The organism is Microbacterium sp. SYP-A9085 (assembly GCF_009649635.1).
In the GTDB taxonomy this organism is placed as follows: domain Bacteria; phylum Actinomycetota; class Actinomycetes; order Actinomycetales; family Microbacteriaceae; genus Microbacterium.
The window spans coordinates 411,924-427,514 of sequence record NZ_WJII01000001.1; the positions used below are offsets into that span (position 1 = coordinate 411,924).

General features: G+C 70.5%; 13 protein-coding genes. 3 read left to right on the forward strand and 10 right to left on the reverse strand.

The window, feature by feature from the left end:
• Positions 1-28: 28 nt before the first annotated feature.
• The 6 genes from GH740_RS02000 to GH740_RS02025 all read right to left on the reverse strand — a co-directional run bounded on the left by GH740_RS02000 (position 29) and on the right by GH740_RS02025 (position 7,082).
• On the reverse strand, positions 29-1,198 hold the full coding sequence (locus GH740_RS02000; protein WP_153744406.1) for a thiolase family protein: 1,170 nt from the start codon (positions 1,196-1,198) through the stop codon (positions 29-31).
• A 33-nt stretch (positions 1,199-1,231) separates the two neighbouring features.
• The gene (locus GH740_RS02005) at positions 1,232-2,419 is read right to left on the reverse strand and encodes a bifunctional 2-methylcitrate synthase/citrate synthase (RefSeq protein ID WP_153744407.1); all 1,188 of its coding nucleotides are present in this window, start codon (positions 2,417-2,419) and stop codon (positions 1,232-1,234) included.
• Positions 2,420-2,426: 7 nt separating this feature from the next.
• Entirely contained in the window at positions 2,427-3,326 is a 900-nt protein-coding gene (gene prpB / locus GH740_RS02010; RefSeq protein WP_153744408.1) for a methylisocitrate lyase, read from the reverse strand.
• Positions 3,326-4,852 carry an MmgE/PrpD family protein gene (locus GH740_RS02015; protein WP_153744409.1) on the reverse strand — a complete coding sequence of 509 codons (1,527 nt, stop codon included), beginning with the start codon at positions 4,850-4,852 and terminating at the stop codon, positions 3,326-3,328. The genes prpB and GH740_RS02015 overlap by 1 nt, the downstream gene beginning before the upstream one ends.
• Entirely contained in the window at positions 4,849-5,508 is a 660-nt protein-coding gene (locus GH740_RS02020) for a GntR family transcriptional regulator (protein ID WP_153744923.1), read from the reverse strand. The genes GH740_RS02015 and GH740_RS02020 overlap by 4 nt, the downstream gene beginning before the upstream one ends.
• A 164-nt stretch (positions 5,509-5,672) precedes the next feature.
• Positions 5,673-7,082 carry a dicarboxylate/amino acid:cation symporter gene (locus tag GH740_RS02025; RefSeq protein WP_153744410.1) on the reverse strand — a complete coding sequence of 470 codons (1,410 nt, stop codon included), beginning with the start codon at positions 7,080-7,082 and terminating at the stop codon, positions 5,673-5,675.
• 165 nt (positions 7,083-7,247) lie between these two features.
• Between GH740_RS02025 and GH740_RS02030 the strand changes: the two genes are divergently transcribed.
• The 3 genes from GH740_RS02030 to GH740_RS02040 are packed head-to-tail and all read left to right on the forward strand — an operon-like array spanning position 7,248 to position 10,307.
• Entirely contained in the window at positions 7,248-8,189 is a 942-nt protein-coding gene (locus GH740_RS02030) for an ABC transporter ATP-binding protein (protein WP_153744411.1), read from the forward strand.
• Positions 8,186-9,805 (forward strand): ABC transporter permease, encoded by a 1,620-nt coding sequence (locus tag GH740_RS02035; RefSeq protein ID WP_153744412.1) that lies wholly within the window; start codon positions 8,186-8,188, stop codon positions 9,803-9,805. The genes GH740_RS02030 and GH740_RS02035 overlap by 4 nt, the downstream gene beginning before the upstream one ends.
• A gap of 10 nt (positions 9,806-9,815) precedes the next feature.
• On the forward strand, positions 9,816-10,307 hold the full coding sequence (locus tag GH740_RS02040) for a GbsR/MarR family transcriptional regulator (protein WP_153744413.1): 492 nt from the start codon (positions 9,816-9,818) through the stop codon (positions 10,305-10,307).
• Here GH740_RS02040 and GH740_RS02045 read toward each other — a convergent pair.
• The 4 genes from GH740_RS02045 to GH740_RS02060 all read right to left on the reverse strand — a co-directional run bounded on the left by GH740_RS02045 (position 10,262) and on the right by GH740_RS02060 (position 15,578).
• Positions 10,262-12,310: an ABC transporter ATP-binding protein gene (locus GH740_RS02045; protein WP_153744414.1), complete on the reverse strand. Its 2,049-nt coding sequence runs from the start codon at positions 12,308-12,310 to the stop codon at positions 10,262-10,264. The genes GH740_RS02040 and GH740_RS02045 overlap by 46 nt on opposite strands.
• A complete protein-coding gene (locus GH740_RS02050) occupies positions 12,307-14,034 on the reverse strand; it encodes an ABC transporter ATP-binding protein (protein ID WP_367640332.1) in 1,728 nt (575 codons plus the stop codon). Before GH740_RS02050 ends, GH740_RS02045 begins: the two co-directional genes overlap by 4 nt.
• Positions 14,035-14,109: 75 nt before the next feature.
• A complete protein-coding gene (locus tag GH740_RS02055; RefSeq protein WP_367640334.1) occupies positions 14,110-14,571 on the reverse strand; it encodes an NUDIX domain-containing protein in 462 nt (153 codons plus the stop codon).
• Positions 14,568-15,578, reverse strand: a complete 1,011-nt coding sequence (locus GH740_RS02060) for an aldo/keto reductase family protein (protein ID WP_153744415.1) — start codon at positions 15,576-15,578, stop codon at positions 14,568-14,570. Before GH740_RS02060 ends, GH740_RS02055 begins: the two co-directional genes overlap by 4 nt.
• Positions 15,579-15,591: the final 13 nt, after the last annotated feature.

A 15,591-nucleotide genomic window follows, 5' to 3' on the forward strand; every position in this document is an offset into this window, starting at 1 on the left:
GCACGGATGCCCGATAGGGCGGTGGGGGTCAGAGCCGCTCGATGATCGTGGCGTTGGCCATGCCGCCGCCCTCGCACATCGTCTGCAGGCCGTAGCGTGCGCCGCTGGCCTCCAGGTGGCCCACGAGCGTGCCCAGCAGCCGGGTGCCGCTCGACCCGAGCGCGTGGCCGAGGGCTATCGCCCCGCCCCAGGGGTTGAGCCTTGCGGGATCGGCGTGCAGCTCGTGGGCCCAGGCCAGCGGAACCGAGGCGAAAGCCTCGTTCACCTCGTACGCGTCGATGGCGTCGATCGACATCCCGGCGCGGTCGAGCACGCGCCGGGTCGCCGGGATCGGGCCGGTGAGCATCATGATGGGGTCGTCGCCGACGACGGCGAACGCGTGGAAGCGGGCCCGCGGCCGCAGCCCCAGCGCGGCGGCCTTCTGCTCGCTCATGATCAGCACGGCGGAGGCGCCGTCGGTCAGGGGGGAGGAGTTGCCCGCGGTGATCCGCCAGTCGAGGCCCGGGAAGCGGGCGGCGGTCTCGTCGGTGCGGAACGCCGGGTTCAGCCCGGAAAGGCCCGCGACGGTGGTGCCGGCGCGCACTGTCTCGTCGACGGCGAGGTCGACGCCGGGAACGCCGATCACCTGACTGTCGAACAGGCCCTGGGCCCAGGCATCCGCGGCCCGCCGGTGCGACGCGGCGGCGTACGTGTCGAGATCGGTGCGGGACAGGCCCCAGTGCCCGGCGATCAGCTCGGCCGAGATCCCCTGGTTCACAAGGCCGTCGGGGTAGCGCTCCCGCAGTCCCTCCGAGGGCGCGCCGCCATGGGCGGAGGATCCCAGCGGCACGCGGCTCATCGACTCGACGCCCCCGGCGATCACTATGTCGTAGGCGCCCGCGATCACGCCCTGCGCGGCGAAGTGCGCGGCCTGCTGGCTGGATCCGCATTGGCGGTCGATCGTGGTGGCGGGCACCGTCTCGTCGAACCCGGCGGCCAGCACGGACTGCCGGGCGACGTTCATGCTCTGGTCGCCGACCTGGCTCACGCACCCCCAGATGACGTCGTCGATCTGGCCGGACTCCAGGCCGTTGCGCTCCAGCACGGTGCGCAGCACATGTGCCGACAGGTCGACGGGGTGCACGCCGCTGAGCGCGCCCCCGGGCTTGCCGCGCCCGACCGGGGTGCGCACGACGTCGACGATGACTGCGGTGTTCATACGCCCATCATCACCCCACGCGAGGCCGCCGGCTCAGCCGGCCGCCTCCTCCGGGCGGGACGCGACATCCACGGCGGCGGTGTCCGGCGCGTAGCCGTCGATGTGCCGCTCGTCCGGGCCGTTGTACGCCGACAGCGGCCGGATCAGGGCGTTGGATGCCTGCTGCTCCATGATGTGCGCGGTCCACCCGGTGATCCGGGCGGCCACGAACAGCGGGGTGAACGTGAGAGTGTCGAACCCGATCAGGTTGTACGCCGGGCCCGACGGGTAGTCCAGGTTCGGGTAGATGCCCTTGCGCGCGACGAACTCGGACTCCAGGGTCTCGTACAGCGCGAGCACCTCGGGCCGGTCGTAGTGCTCGACGAGGGTGTCCAGCGCCGCCTTCATCGTGGGCACGCGCGAGTCGCCGCGCTTGTAGACGCGGTGGCCGAACCCCATGATCTTGCGCTTGGCGGCGAGCGCATCATCCAGCCACGGCGCGACGTTGTCGGCCGACCCTATCTCGTCGAAGATGTGCAGGACGGCCTCGTTCGCCCCGCCGTGCAGGGGGCCCTTGAGGGCGCCGATCGCGGCGACGACGGCGGAGTACAGGTCGCTGAGGGTCGAGGCCACGACGCGAGCGGTGAACGTGGACGCGTTGAACGAATGCTCGGCGTACAGGATCATCGAGCGGTTGAAAGCGTCGACGACAACCTCGTCCGCCTCTTCGCCGAACGTCATCCAGAGGAAGTTCGCGGCGTAGTCGAGGTCGTCGCGCGGGTCCACGGCATCCTGGCCCCGTCGACGGCGCTGCCCGTACGCGACGATCGCCGGCAGCCCGGCGTACAGCCGGATGCTGCGGTCGAGGTTCTCCTCGGGGGTCCCCACGGCGTCCAGGACGTTGCCGATGCCGGAAAGCCCGGCGGCGCCGATGACGGATGCCGCGGTGCGCACCTCGTCCATCGGGTGCGCGTCCAGCGGCAGCAGGTCGATGACCCGCTTCACGTCGTCGGCCAGCGCGCGGTGCTTCCGTTCGGTGGCGCGCAGGTCGGCCAGTTGCTCGGCGTCGGGCAGCTCGCCGTGCCAGAGCAGGTACGCGACGGCCTCGAACGGCTGCGTCGCGGCGAGCTCCTGGACCGGGTAGCCGCGGTACAGCAGCGAGTTCGTGTCGGGGTTGACCTTGCTGATCGCGGTGTAGTCCACCGTGACCCCGGCCAGCCCCTTCTTGATGTCGTCGGACATGGTGCTCCTATCGGGAAACCTGGAAGTTGAACACGCCGTTGTCGAAGCGGTTGTACGCCTCGTAGTCCACCAGATCGTAGAGGTCGGCGCGATGCTGCATCTCATCGAGCCGCCCGGTGAGCTGCCCGTCCTCGATCAGGGTGTCCAGGGCCCGGCTCGCCGCCCCCATCGCCATGCGCAGCAGCGACACCGGCCAGATCACGATGTTCACCCCGACGCTGCGCAGCTGGTCCACCGAGAAGAGGTCGCTCTTGCCGAACTCGGTCATGTTGGCCAGGATCGGCACGTCGACGGCCGCGCGCATGGCGGCGAACTCGTCGAGCGTGCGCATGGCCTCCGGGAAGATCGCGTCGGCACCGGCATCCACCAGCGCCTTCGCGCGGTCGGTGGCGGCATCCACTCCGTCGACCGCGCGGATGTCGGTGCGCGCCATGATCAGGAAGTTCGGGTCGCGGCGGGCGTCGGCCGCCGCGCGGATCCGTTTGACCGCGGTGTCCAGGTCGACGACCTGCTTGCCGTCCAGGTGCCCGCATCGCTTCGGGTTGACCTGGTCCTCGATGTGGGTGCCGGCAAGTCCCGCGTCCTCGAGCGTCTGGATCGTGCGGGCGACGTTCATCGGCTCGCCGAACCCGGTGTCGGCGTCGATGATGGCGGGCAGCTCGGTCATCCGCGCTATCTGCGCGCCGCGGCCGGCGACCTCGGTGAGCGTCGTCAGGCCGATGTCGGGCAGGCCCAGGTCGGCCGAGAGCACGGCGCCGGAGACGTAGACGCCCTCGAACCCCTTGCGCTCGATGAGTCGGGCGCTGAGCGGGTTGAACGCGCCGGGAAAGCGCAACAGCTCACCGGAGGCGAGCCGCTCCCGGAGCCGCCGCCGCTTGTCGGCGGCCGGCGTGGTCGCGTACAACATCAGAACAGCCCCTTGGGTGCCGGCGCGGTCGCGAGCACGCCGTGCTTGGCGACGATGGTGAGCTGCCGCACCTCGTCGGCGGACAGCTCGGGCAGCCGCTGCGCGAGCTCGAGGAACCGCTCGATCTCCGCGGGCTCGAGCACCGGCTCTGCCAGCATCCGGAACTTGCGGATGTAGTCCTCGCGGGCAAAGGGCCGAGCGCCCAGCGGGTGGGCGTCGGCGACGGCGATCTCCTCCGTGAGCGTGCCGCCGTCCCCGAACGTGATCTCGACCCGGCCTCCGAACGCCTTCTCGGCCGGGTCCTCGGAGTGGTAGCGGCGCGTCCACTCCTCGTCCTCGGCGGTGGTGACCTTCTGCCAGAGCGCGACGGTGTCCTCACGTGCGGCGCGCTCGGGCAGGTAGGAGCCGACGTGGTCCCATGCGCCGTCCTGCAGCGCGACCGTGAAGATGTACGGGATCGAGTGGTCCAGGGTCTCCCGGGATGCCGCGGGGTCGTACTTCTGCGGGTCGCCCGCGCCCGAGCCGATCACGTAGTGCGTGTGGTGGCTCGAGTGCAGCACGATCGACGTGACGTTGTCGGCCGTGAAAGCGTCGGGATGCTCGTTGTGCAGCCGGCGCGCGAGGTCGATCCAGGCCTGCGCCTGGTACTCGGCGGAGTGCTCCTTCGTGTATGAGTCGAGGATCGCCCGCTTGGCTTCGCCGGCGGCGGGCAGCGGCACGTCGTACGCGGCATCCGGTCCGTCCAGCAGCCACGCGATGACGCCGTCCTCACCTTCATAGATGGGGCTCGGGCTGGTCTCGCCGCGCATCGCCCGGTCGACGGCTTCGACCGCCATCTTGCCGGCGAACGCGGGGGCGTGCGCCTTCCACGTGGAGATCTCGCCCTTGCGCGACTGACGGGTCGCGGTGGTGGTGTGCAGCGCCTGGCCGACGGCCTGGTAGATGGTGTCGGCGGGCAGCCCGAGGAGCGTGCCGATGCCGGCGGCCGCCGACGGACCGAGGTGGGCGACGTGGTCGATCTTGTGCTTGTGCAGGCTTATCGCGCGAGTGAGGTCGATCTGGATCTCATAACCGGTGGCGATGCCGCGGACCAGGGCCGCGCCGTCGCGGCCGGCGTGCTGGGCGACGGCGAGGATCGGCGGGATGTTGTCACCGGGGTGCGAGTAGTCGGCGGCGAGGAACGTGTCATGGTAGTCGAGCTCGCGCACCGCGACGCCGTTGGCCCACGCCGCCCATTCCGGGCTGGTGTGCCGCTCGAGCGCGCAGCCGAACACAGTCGCCCCGCCGCCGGACACTGACACGGCGTGGTCGAGGGCCTGCTGGCGGGCCGCGCTCACCGGCGCGCGGGTGAGGGATGCCGCGGCGACGGCCGCGTTGTCGATGACGCGGTTGATGATCATGTCGACGACGTCGTCATCCACCGGGACCGGATCGGCGGCGACCTCGGCGATCTTGTACGCGAGCTGCTCGGCGCGCGGCAGGTTCTCCTCGCTCGTGTGGACGCGGACGTGATGCGTGACGGTCATGCTGCTCCTTGGTCGGACGTGGCGTGCTCCTGCTCGAGCGAGAAGAGGATGCTCTCCAGCGCGTTGTGCAGATGCAGATGGGTCGCATGCGCGGCGCGTTCGCCGTCGCGGTCGGCTATTGCACGGGCTATCGCGTGGTGCTCGGCCACCGCGGCCGCCAGCCGTGCCGGGTTCTCCCGGGCGAGGCGCCGCACGCGCACGAGGTGCGTGCGGATGGTGCGCAGCGCGGCGGTGAGGTAGTCGTTGGCGGCGGAGGCGTCGACCTGGGCGTCGAAGCGCGCGAAGAGGTCGTCGTGGGTGGGTGCGGGATTGATGTCGTCCAGGCGCAGCCGGTCGAACCCGTCGGCGAGGGCGGCGAAGACGGCGGGGTCGCCGCGCTGGGCGGCCAGGCGCGCGGCGCTCTCCTCGAGCGCGCGACGCACCTCGAACAGGGCGCGGATGTCGGCGACGTCGATCTCGCTGACCACGGTGACCCGCGGCGACTGCTGCACGACGAGACCGTCGGCGGCCAGGCGCCCGAGCGCTTCGCGCAGCGGCGTCCGGCTCACTCCGAGCCGTGCGGCCTGCTCGACCTCGCCGATCACGGCGCCGGGCGCCAGCACGCCGGACTGGATCTCGTCCAGGAGGGTCCGGTACGCTCGGTCGCTCGCCCGCATCGCCACCCCCTCGTTCACACGTTGAAGGCTAGTGTATACACAAGCGGTTCCCATCGCGACATCGGCGGGGTTGGTCGCAGGTAGCGTATACATAGTCGGCGCACGCAAAGGGCGCGGCATCCGTCGTCGACGACTCGGGATGCCGCGCCCGGCGCGGATCGGGGTCAGACCGCGGCCCGCGCAGGTGCCGCCTGCTCCAGTGGCGCGTCCTCGTCGCCCTCGTCCGCGAAGGGCAGGCCCTGGCGCGGCGCGTTGTACAGGCCGAGATCGAGGATGCCCTCGCGCTTGGCGACCAGGGTCGGCACGAGCGCCTGGCCGGCCACGTTCGTGGCGGTGCGGCCCATGTCGAGGATCGGGTCGATCGCCAGCAGCAGGCCCACGCCCTCCAGCGGCAGACCGAGGGTCGACAGCGTCAGCGTCAGCATCACGGTGGCGCCCGTGGTGCCCGCGGTGGCAGCCGAGCCGAACACGGCCACGACGATGATCAGCAGGTACTGGATCGGCGAGAGCGCGATGCCGAAGAACTGCGCCACGAAGATCGCGGCCAGCGCCGGATAGATCGCGGCGCAGCCGTCCATCTTCGTGGTCGCGCCGAACGGCACCGCGAACGACGCGTACGCGCTGGGCACGCCGAGGTTGCGCTCGACCACGCGCTCGGTGACCGGCAGCGTCCCGATCGACGAGCGGCTCACGAAGCCCAGCTGCACGGCGGGCCAGACGCCCGAGTAGTACTGCTTGATGGACAGCCCATGGACTTTGACGAGGATCGGGTACACCACGAACAGGACGAGCGCGAGCCCGATGTACACGGCGACGGCGAACCAGATCAGGGAGGCCAGCTTGTCGGTGCCGTACTTGATCACCGCATTCGCGATCAGGCCCAGCGTGCCCAGCGGCGCGATCCGGATGATCCACCACAGCACGCGCTGGATGACCTTCAGGAACGAGTCCACGAATGCGAGGAAGGGCTCGGCCTTGCGTCCGGCCTTCAGCGCCGCGATGCCGATGACCGCCGAGACGACGATGACCTGCAGGATGTTGAAGCCGACGGCGGATGCCACGCTGTCTCCGTCGAGCGAGCTGGACACCTGGATGCCGAGGAAGTTCTGCGGGATCAGACCGATCAGGAAGTTCCACCAGGTGCCGACGGTGTGCGGCGCGCCCGGCTCGAGTCCGTCTCCTGCGCGCGCGCCCGGCTGGATGACCAGACCCAGCACGATCCCGATCGATACCGCGATGAACGCCGTGATCGCGAACCACAGCAGGGTCTGACCTGCCAGCCTCGCGGCATTGCGCACGCGGCGCAGGTTCGAGATGCTCGCCACGATCGCCGCGAAGATCAACGGGACGACAGCCGCCTTCAGCAGCGTGACGTACGCCGATCCGATGACGCCCACCGTGGCGGCCAGGCCGTTGGGGTTTCCCGCGCTGTCCGGGCCGAGGGCCAGCGCCCACCATCCCAGGACGATGCCCAGGACGAGGGCGAGAAGAATCTGGAATCCGAAATTGGTCAGGAGGCGGCCGACGGGGCCGCGCTCCGACTTGGCGTCTCGTGACGCGGTCTGGGTGCTCATCTGGGTCCATTCATAGAGGGCACGAGGTGAGCCCGATGCTATTGAGTCCACGAGCGCCCGCGCACCGGTGTGACGAACGGTGACGTCACAATCGGCGACCCGTCCGGGCACGGCATTCGTTCCAAACATTCACAACTTTGTGAAATCGGCGTACACTCGCGCCTCATGACCACCGTGATCGACACTCGCGACCTGCTCAAGCACTACGGTCGCGTCCACGCCCTGGACGGCCTCGACCTCACCGTCGAGTCCGGTCAGGTCCACGGTTTCCTCGGCCCGAACGGCGCGGGGAAGACCACCGCTATCCGCATTCTGCTGGGACTGGCGCGCAAGACCGCGGGCGAGGCATCCGTGTTCGGGCTGGACCCCTGGACCGATGCCGTCGCCGTCCACCGCCGCACCGCATACGTGCCGGGGGATGTCAGCGTCTGGCCGAACCTGTCCGGCGGGGAAGCCACGGATCTCATCGCGCGGCTGCGCGGGGCCGGACGCGCGGATCGCGCGTACCGGCAGGAGCGCGAGCGGCTGATGGAGGCGTTCCAGTTCGATCCGCGCAAGAAGGGTCGCAGCTACTCGAAGGGCAACCGGCAGAAGGCGGCGCTGATCGCCGCGTTCGCGGTGCCCGCCGAACTGTACATCTTCGACGAGCCGACGAGCGGCCTGGACCCGCTGATGTCGGTCATCTTCCACCGCGAGGTGGCCAGGGTGCGGGATGCCGGTGCCACCGTGCTGCTGTCCAGCCACATCCTCTCCGAGGTCGAGCAGCTGTGCGATCGCGTGTCGATCATCCGCGCCGGCAGGATCGTCGAGTCCGGCACCCTGCCCGAGCTGCGACACCTGACGCGCACGGAGATCTCGTTCGCCGCCGACGGGGTGGCGGCCGACCGGCTCGCCGCGCTGCCCGGCGCGCATGACGCGACGGTGCAGGACGGCCGCGCGCGCTTCACCGTCGACAGCGACCGGGTCGCGCAGACCCTGCCGGCGCTCGCGGAGCTCGGGGTGCAGGGCCTGCGCGTCGCGCCGCCGTCGCTCGAGGAGCTGTTCCTGCGTCATTACGGCGACGACCTCGCCGAGCTCGAGGCCGCCGAAGCAGGGCAGGGGCGATGATGCTGTTCACGGCTCTGCTGCGCCAGCGTGCACGTCGCGACTGGCTGCAGGTGCTCCTGTGGGTGCTCGGCACCGCGCTGCTCGCGTACGGCGGATACGCCGGCGTGACCCAGTCGTATGGGACGCTCGCCGATCGGCAGAACATCCTCGCCGCCGCGCTCGCGAACCCCGTGATCCTGATGTTCCGCGGCCTGCCGTCCGGGGCCAGCGAGGGCGGGTTCCTCGCGTTCGAGATCCTGCCGTGGCTGGCGATCCTCGCGGCGCTGATGTCGACGTTCCTCGCCGTGCGGCACACCCGCGCGGACGAGGAGGCCGGGCGCGCCGAGCTGCTGGCCGCGACGCCGGCGGGCCGGACGCTGCCGACCGTCGCGACGATGGTCCACGGTGTGCTCGCCAACGTCCTGCTCGGCGTGCTGAGCGCTGCGGCGCTGGTCTCCACGGGGTTCGACCCGGCCGGCTCGTGGCTGACCGGCGCGGCCGCGACGGCGGTGGGCATAGCGTTCCTGGGCATCGGGCTGGTCGCAGCGCAGCTGGTGCGCACGTCGCGCGCGGCCAACTCCCTCACCGTCTGGGTGCTCGTTGCCACATTCCTGCTGCGCGGCATCGGCAACGCCGGCGGCACCCCGTCCGACGACCTCACGCACACGGCGAGCGCATGGCCGGCGTGGGCCTCGCCGTTCGGGTGGGCCGAGCAGGCGCGGCCGTTCGACGAGAACCTGTGGTGGCCGGTGCTGGTGGCCGTGGCCGTCGGACTGCTCCTGGCCGCCGCCGCGACAGTGCTGCAGTCGGTGCGCGACATGGGTGCGAGCTTCTTCGCCGGCCGGCCCGGCCGCGTGCACGCGCGGCCGGCGCTGGCCTCGTCCCACGCCCTGGTCTGGCGCCTGACATCCGGGGCGATAGTGGGCTGGGCGATCGGGGGGGCCCTGACCGGCATCCTGGCCACGACGCTGGGGAGCGTCGTGGACCAGGTGGCCGGTCAGAACCCCGCCGTGGTCGCGATCATCACGAAGCTCGCGCAATCCGGCTCGCTGGACGAGGCGGTCATCACGGTGTTCTTCACGATGCTCGGCATCGTCGCAGGATGCTGCGCCGTGCAGACCGTGGTGCGGGCGCGGCAGGAGGAGGCGCACGGGACGGCGGAGCCGGTGCTGGCGGCGCCGGTCGGACGGGTGCGGTGGCTCGCGGACCACCTCATCGTCGCGACATCCGCGGTGCTGATCATCGCGGTGGCGGCGGTCGCGGCGGGATGGCTGGGAGTGGCCGCGAACGGGGGCAGCGCCGACCTGTACCGGACGGTGCTCGTGGACGGGGCGGGACAGCTTGTGGCGGCCTCCGTGTTCACGGTGATCACGGCCCTGGTCTTCGTGCTCGCGCCGCGCGCGACGATCGCGATCGCCTGGGCGCTGCTGCTCGTTGCCACGATGCTCGGCATGTTCGGTCCGCTGTTCGGCCTGCCCGAGTGGACCACGAACCTGTCGCCGTTCGGGCTCACGCCGGTGGTCTCGGGCAGCGACGTGGACGCGCGGGGCGTGTGGTGGCTGATCCTCGCGATCGCCGCCGGGGCGGCGGCATCCCTCGCCCTGATGCGGCGACGCCAGCTCGCCGCGTCCGGATAGATTCGATGCGATGACCGAGCACCGTGCTATCGAGGCCGCCGAGCGGGCCGCCGCGATCATGACGGCGGCGGGGATGCCGCGCATGCCCGCGCGCGTCATGATGGCCCTGGTCGCCGCGCCGGAACAGGGGTACACCGCCGCCGACCTCGGCGATCGGCTCGGCGTGAGCGCCGCAGCGATCTCCGGGGCCGTGCGGTACCTGGCGCAGCTGCACTTCATCAACCGGCGGACGCTGCCCGGCGAGCGGCGCGAACGGTTCTTCCTCGTGACGCAGGGCCTGTACCGGTCCGTCACGCAGAACCGGCCCGTGTACGAGCGCTCGGCCGACGAGATGCTGAACATAGCGGCCGAGCTCGAGCACGGGCCGGCCCGCGCCCGCGCCGAGGAGATGGCGTCGTTCTTCCGGTTCATGGCGGCGCGGATGCCGCAGCTGATCCAGGAGTGGCAGACGGAGCGTCAGGCCGGCTCCGTCTCCCCGTCGGCTGCGCCCACGAGCTCCTGATCCGCGTCGAGGTCGGTCGCCGCCTGCTCGAACTGCGACTGGTACAGCCGCCAGTACGCGCCCTGCGCCCCGATCAGCTGATCGTGGGTGCCCTGCTCGACGATGTCGCCGTGCTCCATCACCAGGATGAGGTCGGCGTCGCGGATCGTGGAGAGCCGGTGCGCTATCACGAACGACGTGCGTCCCTGCCGCAGCACCGCCATGGCGTGCTGCAGCAGCAGCTCGGTGCGCGTGTCGACCGAGCTCGTCGCCTCGTCGAGGATCAGCACGGACGGCTGCGCCACGAACGCGCGCGCTATCGTGATCAGCTGCTTCTCACCGGCCGACACGTTCGACGCGTCCTCGTCCAGGACCGTGTCGTACCCGTCCGGCAGCGAGTGCACGAAGCGGTCCACCCGGGTCGCCGTGGCGGCACCCAGGATCTCCTCGTCGGTGGCGGACTGGCGCCCGTACCGGATGTTCTCGCGGATGGTGCCGGCGAACAGCCATGGGTCCTGCAGCACCATCCCGGTGCGGGCGCGCACGTCGTCGCGGGTGAGCTCGGACACGTCCTGCCCGTCCAGGAGGATCCGGCCGGCGTCCAGCTCGTAGAACCGCATCAGCAGGTTCACGAGCGTCGTCTTGCCGGCGCCGGTCGGCCCCACGATGGCGACCGTCTGCCCGGGTTCGACCCGGAAGGAGAGGTCGCGGATCAGCGGCTGGTCGGGATCGTACGAGAACGCGACGTGCTCGAACGCTATGACGCCCCGGCCGGGCTCCAGCGCCGGCGCATCCTCGGCATCCGGGTCCTGCTCGTCGGCGTCGAGCAGATCGAACACCCGCTCGGCGGACGCGGTGCCGGACTGCACGACCGCGGCCATGCCGCCGAGCTCGCTCAGCGGCTGCGTGAACTGCTGGGAGTACTGGATGAACGCCTGCACGTCACCCAGGCGCAGATTGCCCGACGCGACCATCAGCCCGCCGAGGACCGCGATTCCGACGTAGGTCACGCTGCCGATGAACATCATGCCGGGCATGATGATGCCGGACAGGAACTGCGCCTTGAACGACGCCTGGTAGAGCTCCTCGTTCTCCTCCGCGAACTTCGCCCGCGAGTCCTGCTCGCGCCCGAACACCTGCACGAGCGCGTGCCCCGAGAACGACTCCTCGACGCGGGCGTTGAGCCGGCCGACCTTGCGCCACTGCAGGCTGAACGCCTTCTGCGACTTCGGGCCGATGACACCGAAGATCACGGCCATCAGCGGCAGCGAGACCAGTGCGATCAGGGCCAGCTGCCACGAGATCGAGAACATCATGACGAGGACGCCGACGACGGTGAGCACGGACGTGAGCGCGCCGGACAGCGACTGCTGCATCGTCTGGGTGATGTTGTCGATGTCGTTCGTGACGCGGGAGATGAGCTCGCCGCGCTGCACCTTGTCGAAGTACGACAGCGGCAGGCGGTTCAGCTTCGCCTCGACGTCTTCGCGCAGCCGCCACATGGTGCGGACCATGATGACGTTGATGACGTACCCCTGCACCCAGCTCAGCAGCGCCGACACGACGTAGATGGCGAGCACCGCGACGATGACCCCGCGCAGCCGGTCGAAGTCGACGCCGACGCCGACATGGAACTCACCCATCGCGGAGACCATGGCGGCGACGTCGGTCTGCCCGTTCCGCTGCAGCAGCTGCACGACCTGCGCCTGGGAGGTCCCGGTCGGGATGCCGGCGGCCGCCAGGGCCAGCGACACCACGCCCTCGAAGATGATGTTCGTGGCCTCGCCGAGCACCTTGGGCGCCACGACCGCGAGCACGACGCCCACGGCGCCGGCCAGCGACACCAGCGAGAACCCGACCCAGTGGGGCCGCAACAGCCCGATCATGCGGGCGAAGCTCTTGCCGAAGTTCGCGGCCTTGCCCGGTGCGACGCCGCCGCTCCAGTCGTCGGCGCTCAGCCGCGCCTGCTCGGCGAGCTCGAGCTCGAGCCGCTCCTCTTCGGTCTGCACGTCCGGCGCGCTCATGCCTGCACTCCCAGCTGCGAGTCGACGATCTCCCGGTAGGTCGGGCACGTCTGAAGGAGCTCCTCGTGGGTGCCCAGGCCCACGACCCGGCCGTCGTCGAGCACGACGATGCGGTCGGCGTCGGTGATGGTGGACACCCGCTGGGCCACCACGATCTTCGTGACGTGCGGCATCCGCTTCCACAGCGCCTGCCGCAGCCGCGCGTCGGTGGACAGGTCCAGGGCGGAGAACGAGTCGTCGAACACGAGCAGGTCGGCTCCGTGCACTATCGCGCGGGCTATGGCGAGCCGCTGCCGCTGCCCGCCGGACACGTTCGTGCCGCCCTGCGCTATCCGCGCGGACAGGCCGCCCTCCTTCTCCGCGACGAAGTCGCGCGCCTGCGCGATCTCCAGCGCGTCCCACAGCTCGGCGTCGGTGGCCTCTTCGCGGCCGAACCGCAGGTTCGAGGCGATCGTCCCGGTGAAGAGGAACGGGCGCTGCGGAACGAGCCCGATGCCCTGCCACATCGCGTCGAGGTCGGCCTCGCGCACGTCCACGCCGGCCACGCGCACGGCGCCGGACGTCACGTCGAAAAGCCGCGGGATGAGGGAGACCAGCGTGGTCTTCCCGGATCCGGTGGACCCCACGATGGCGACGGTCTCTCCCGGCTCGGCGCGGAACGTGACGTCGTGCAACACCGGGGCGTCGGCGCCCGGGTAGGCGAACGTGACGTGGTCGAACTCGACCGCGCCGGGCCGGCCGAACTCGCGGATCCCGTCGGCGGGGCGGGCGAGGGAGGTGTCGGCGTCCAGGACCTCGCCGATCCGCTCGGCGGAGACCGCCGCGCGGGGGATCATGATCGTCATGAACGTGGCCATCAGCACGCCCATCAGGATCTGGCCGACGTACTGCATGAACGCGAACAGCGTCCCGATCTGGACGTTCCCGTCGTTCACGGCGATGCCGCCGAACCAGATCACGCCCACCACGGTGACGTTGAGCACGAGCATCGCGACCGGGAAGAGCAGGACGAACAGCGACCCGACCCGGCGCCCGACGACCATGATGTCGGTGTTGGCGCCGCGGAACCGCTCCTCCTCGATGCGCTCGCGGACGAAGGCCCGGACGACCCGGACACCGGTGAGCTGCTCGCGCATGATCCGGTTCACGGCATCCAGGCGCACCTGGTAGCGGCGGAACAGCGGCACCATGCGGCTTATCACGAGCGCCGCGATCACCAGCAGCAGCGGCACCGACACCGCGATCAGCCAGCTCAGCCCGACATCCTGCTGCAGCGCCATGATGATGCCGCCGATCGCCAGCAGCGGGGCGGTGACGAGCATCGTCGCGCCCATCATCGCCAGCATCTGCACCTGCTGCACATCGTTCGTGTTGCGGGTGATCAGCGACCCGGGCCCGAACGCGGAGATCTCGCGCTCGGAGAACGCGCTGACCCGGTCGTACACGTCGCGCCGGATGTCGCGGCCGGCGGCCATGGCCGCGCGGGCGGCGAAGTACGTGGCGATCACGGATGCCACTATCTGGCCGAGCGAGATCATCAGCATGAACGCGCCATGCGACCAGATGAAAGCGGTGTCGCCCTTGGCCACGCCGAGGTCGATGATGTCGGCGTTCAGGCGCGGCAGGTACAGCTGCGCCATCGCGGAGGCGAACTGGAAGACGATGACGCCCAGCAGCGGCCACCGGTACGTGCGGAGGTAGCGGAAGAGGATTCTGGCGAGCACGGGACTCCAAAGTGGGGATCGCGCGAATGCGCGGACGTACTAGAGTGCCACGATCCACCAACATCGGTCCACTCCTCAGGCGACGGCGGCGAGGGCGTCCAGCGCGGGCCGCTGCCCCTTCACGAGCCGGACGCGGGCGGCATCCAGTCCCGTCCATTCGGCGCGGTCCACCTCGGGGAAGGCGACGGTCCGGCCCGAGCGCGGTGGCCATTCCAGCTCGAACGTGCCGAACGTGAAGGCGGATGCCGTGAACCCGGCGCCGTCGGCCGCGAACACCGTCACCCGCTTGCCGGACGCGTACGCCCACGTGCCCAGGTGCGCGTACGGTCCGGCGGGCGGATCGACACCGAGCTCCTCGCGGAACTCGCGGACAGCGGCATCCTGCGCCTCCTCCGCCGCGGGGTCGAACTCGCCCTTCGGGATCGACCACGCGCCGTCGTCCTTGCGAGCCCAGAACGGGCCGCCCATGTGCGCGATGAGCACCTCGAGCCCGTCGTCGCCGCGGCGGTGCAGCAGGAGCCCGGCGCTGGTGATCACGGCCGGGACTTGGGCGAGACCTCGTCCGTCTTGGCGGAGTCGCGCACCACGGTGTCGCCGAGCGCGGCGTCGATCGCCGCCATCACGGCGGGCTCGAGCTTCACGCCCGACGCGGCGACGTTCGACGCTATCTGCTCGGGGCGGGATGCGCCGACCAGCGCCGCCGCCACGTTCGGGTTCTGCAGCACCCACGCGATAGCCAGCTGCGGCATCTTCAGACCCACCTCGTCGGCGATCGGCTTCAGGCGCTGCACGGCCGTGAGCACGTCGTCGCCGAGGTAGCGCTGGATGAAGCGCGCGCCGCTCTTCTCATCCGTCGCACGCGAGCCGGCGGGCACCGGCTGGCCGGGAAGGTACTTGCCGGACAGCACGCCCTGCGCCATCGGGGAGAACACCACCTGCGACAGGCCGAGCTCGGCGCTGGTGGGGACCACCTTCTCCTCGATGACCCGCCACAGCATCGAGTACTGCGGCTGGTTCGAGATCAGCGGCACGCGCAGCTCCTTCGCGAGCGCGGCGCCCGCCCGCAGCTGCTCGGCGGTCCACTCGCTGACCCCGATGTAGAGGGCCTTGCCCTGGCGGACGACGTCGGCGAACGCCTGCATCGTCTCCTCCAGCGGCGTCTCGTAGTCGTACCGGTGCGCCTGGTACAGGTCGACGTAGTCGACGCCCAGGCGCTGCAGGGATCCGTTGATCCCCTCGAGGATGTGCTTGCGGGACAGTCCGACGTCGTTCGGGCCCTTCGGGCCGATCGGCCAGTACACCTTCGTGAAGATCTCCAGCGACTCGCGGCGCTGCCCGGACAGCGCCTTGCCCAGCACGACCTCGGCGGCCGTGTTCGCGTACGTGTCGGCGGTGTCGAACGTCGTGATCCCGGCATCCAGTGCCGCGTGCACCGTCGCGATCGCGGCGGAGTCGTCCACCTGCGACGCGTGCGTCACCCAGTTGCCGTAGGTGATCTCCGAGACCTTGAGCCCGCTGTTACCGAGGTAGCGATATTCGACCATGCCCCCACGCTAC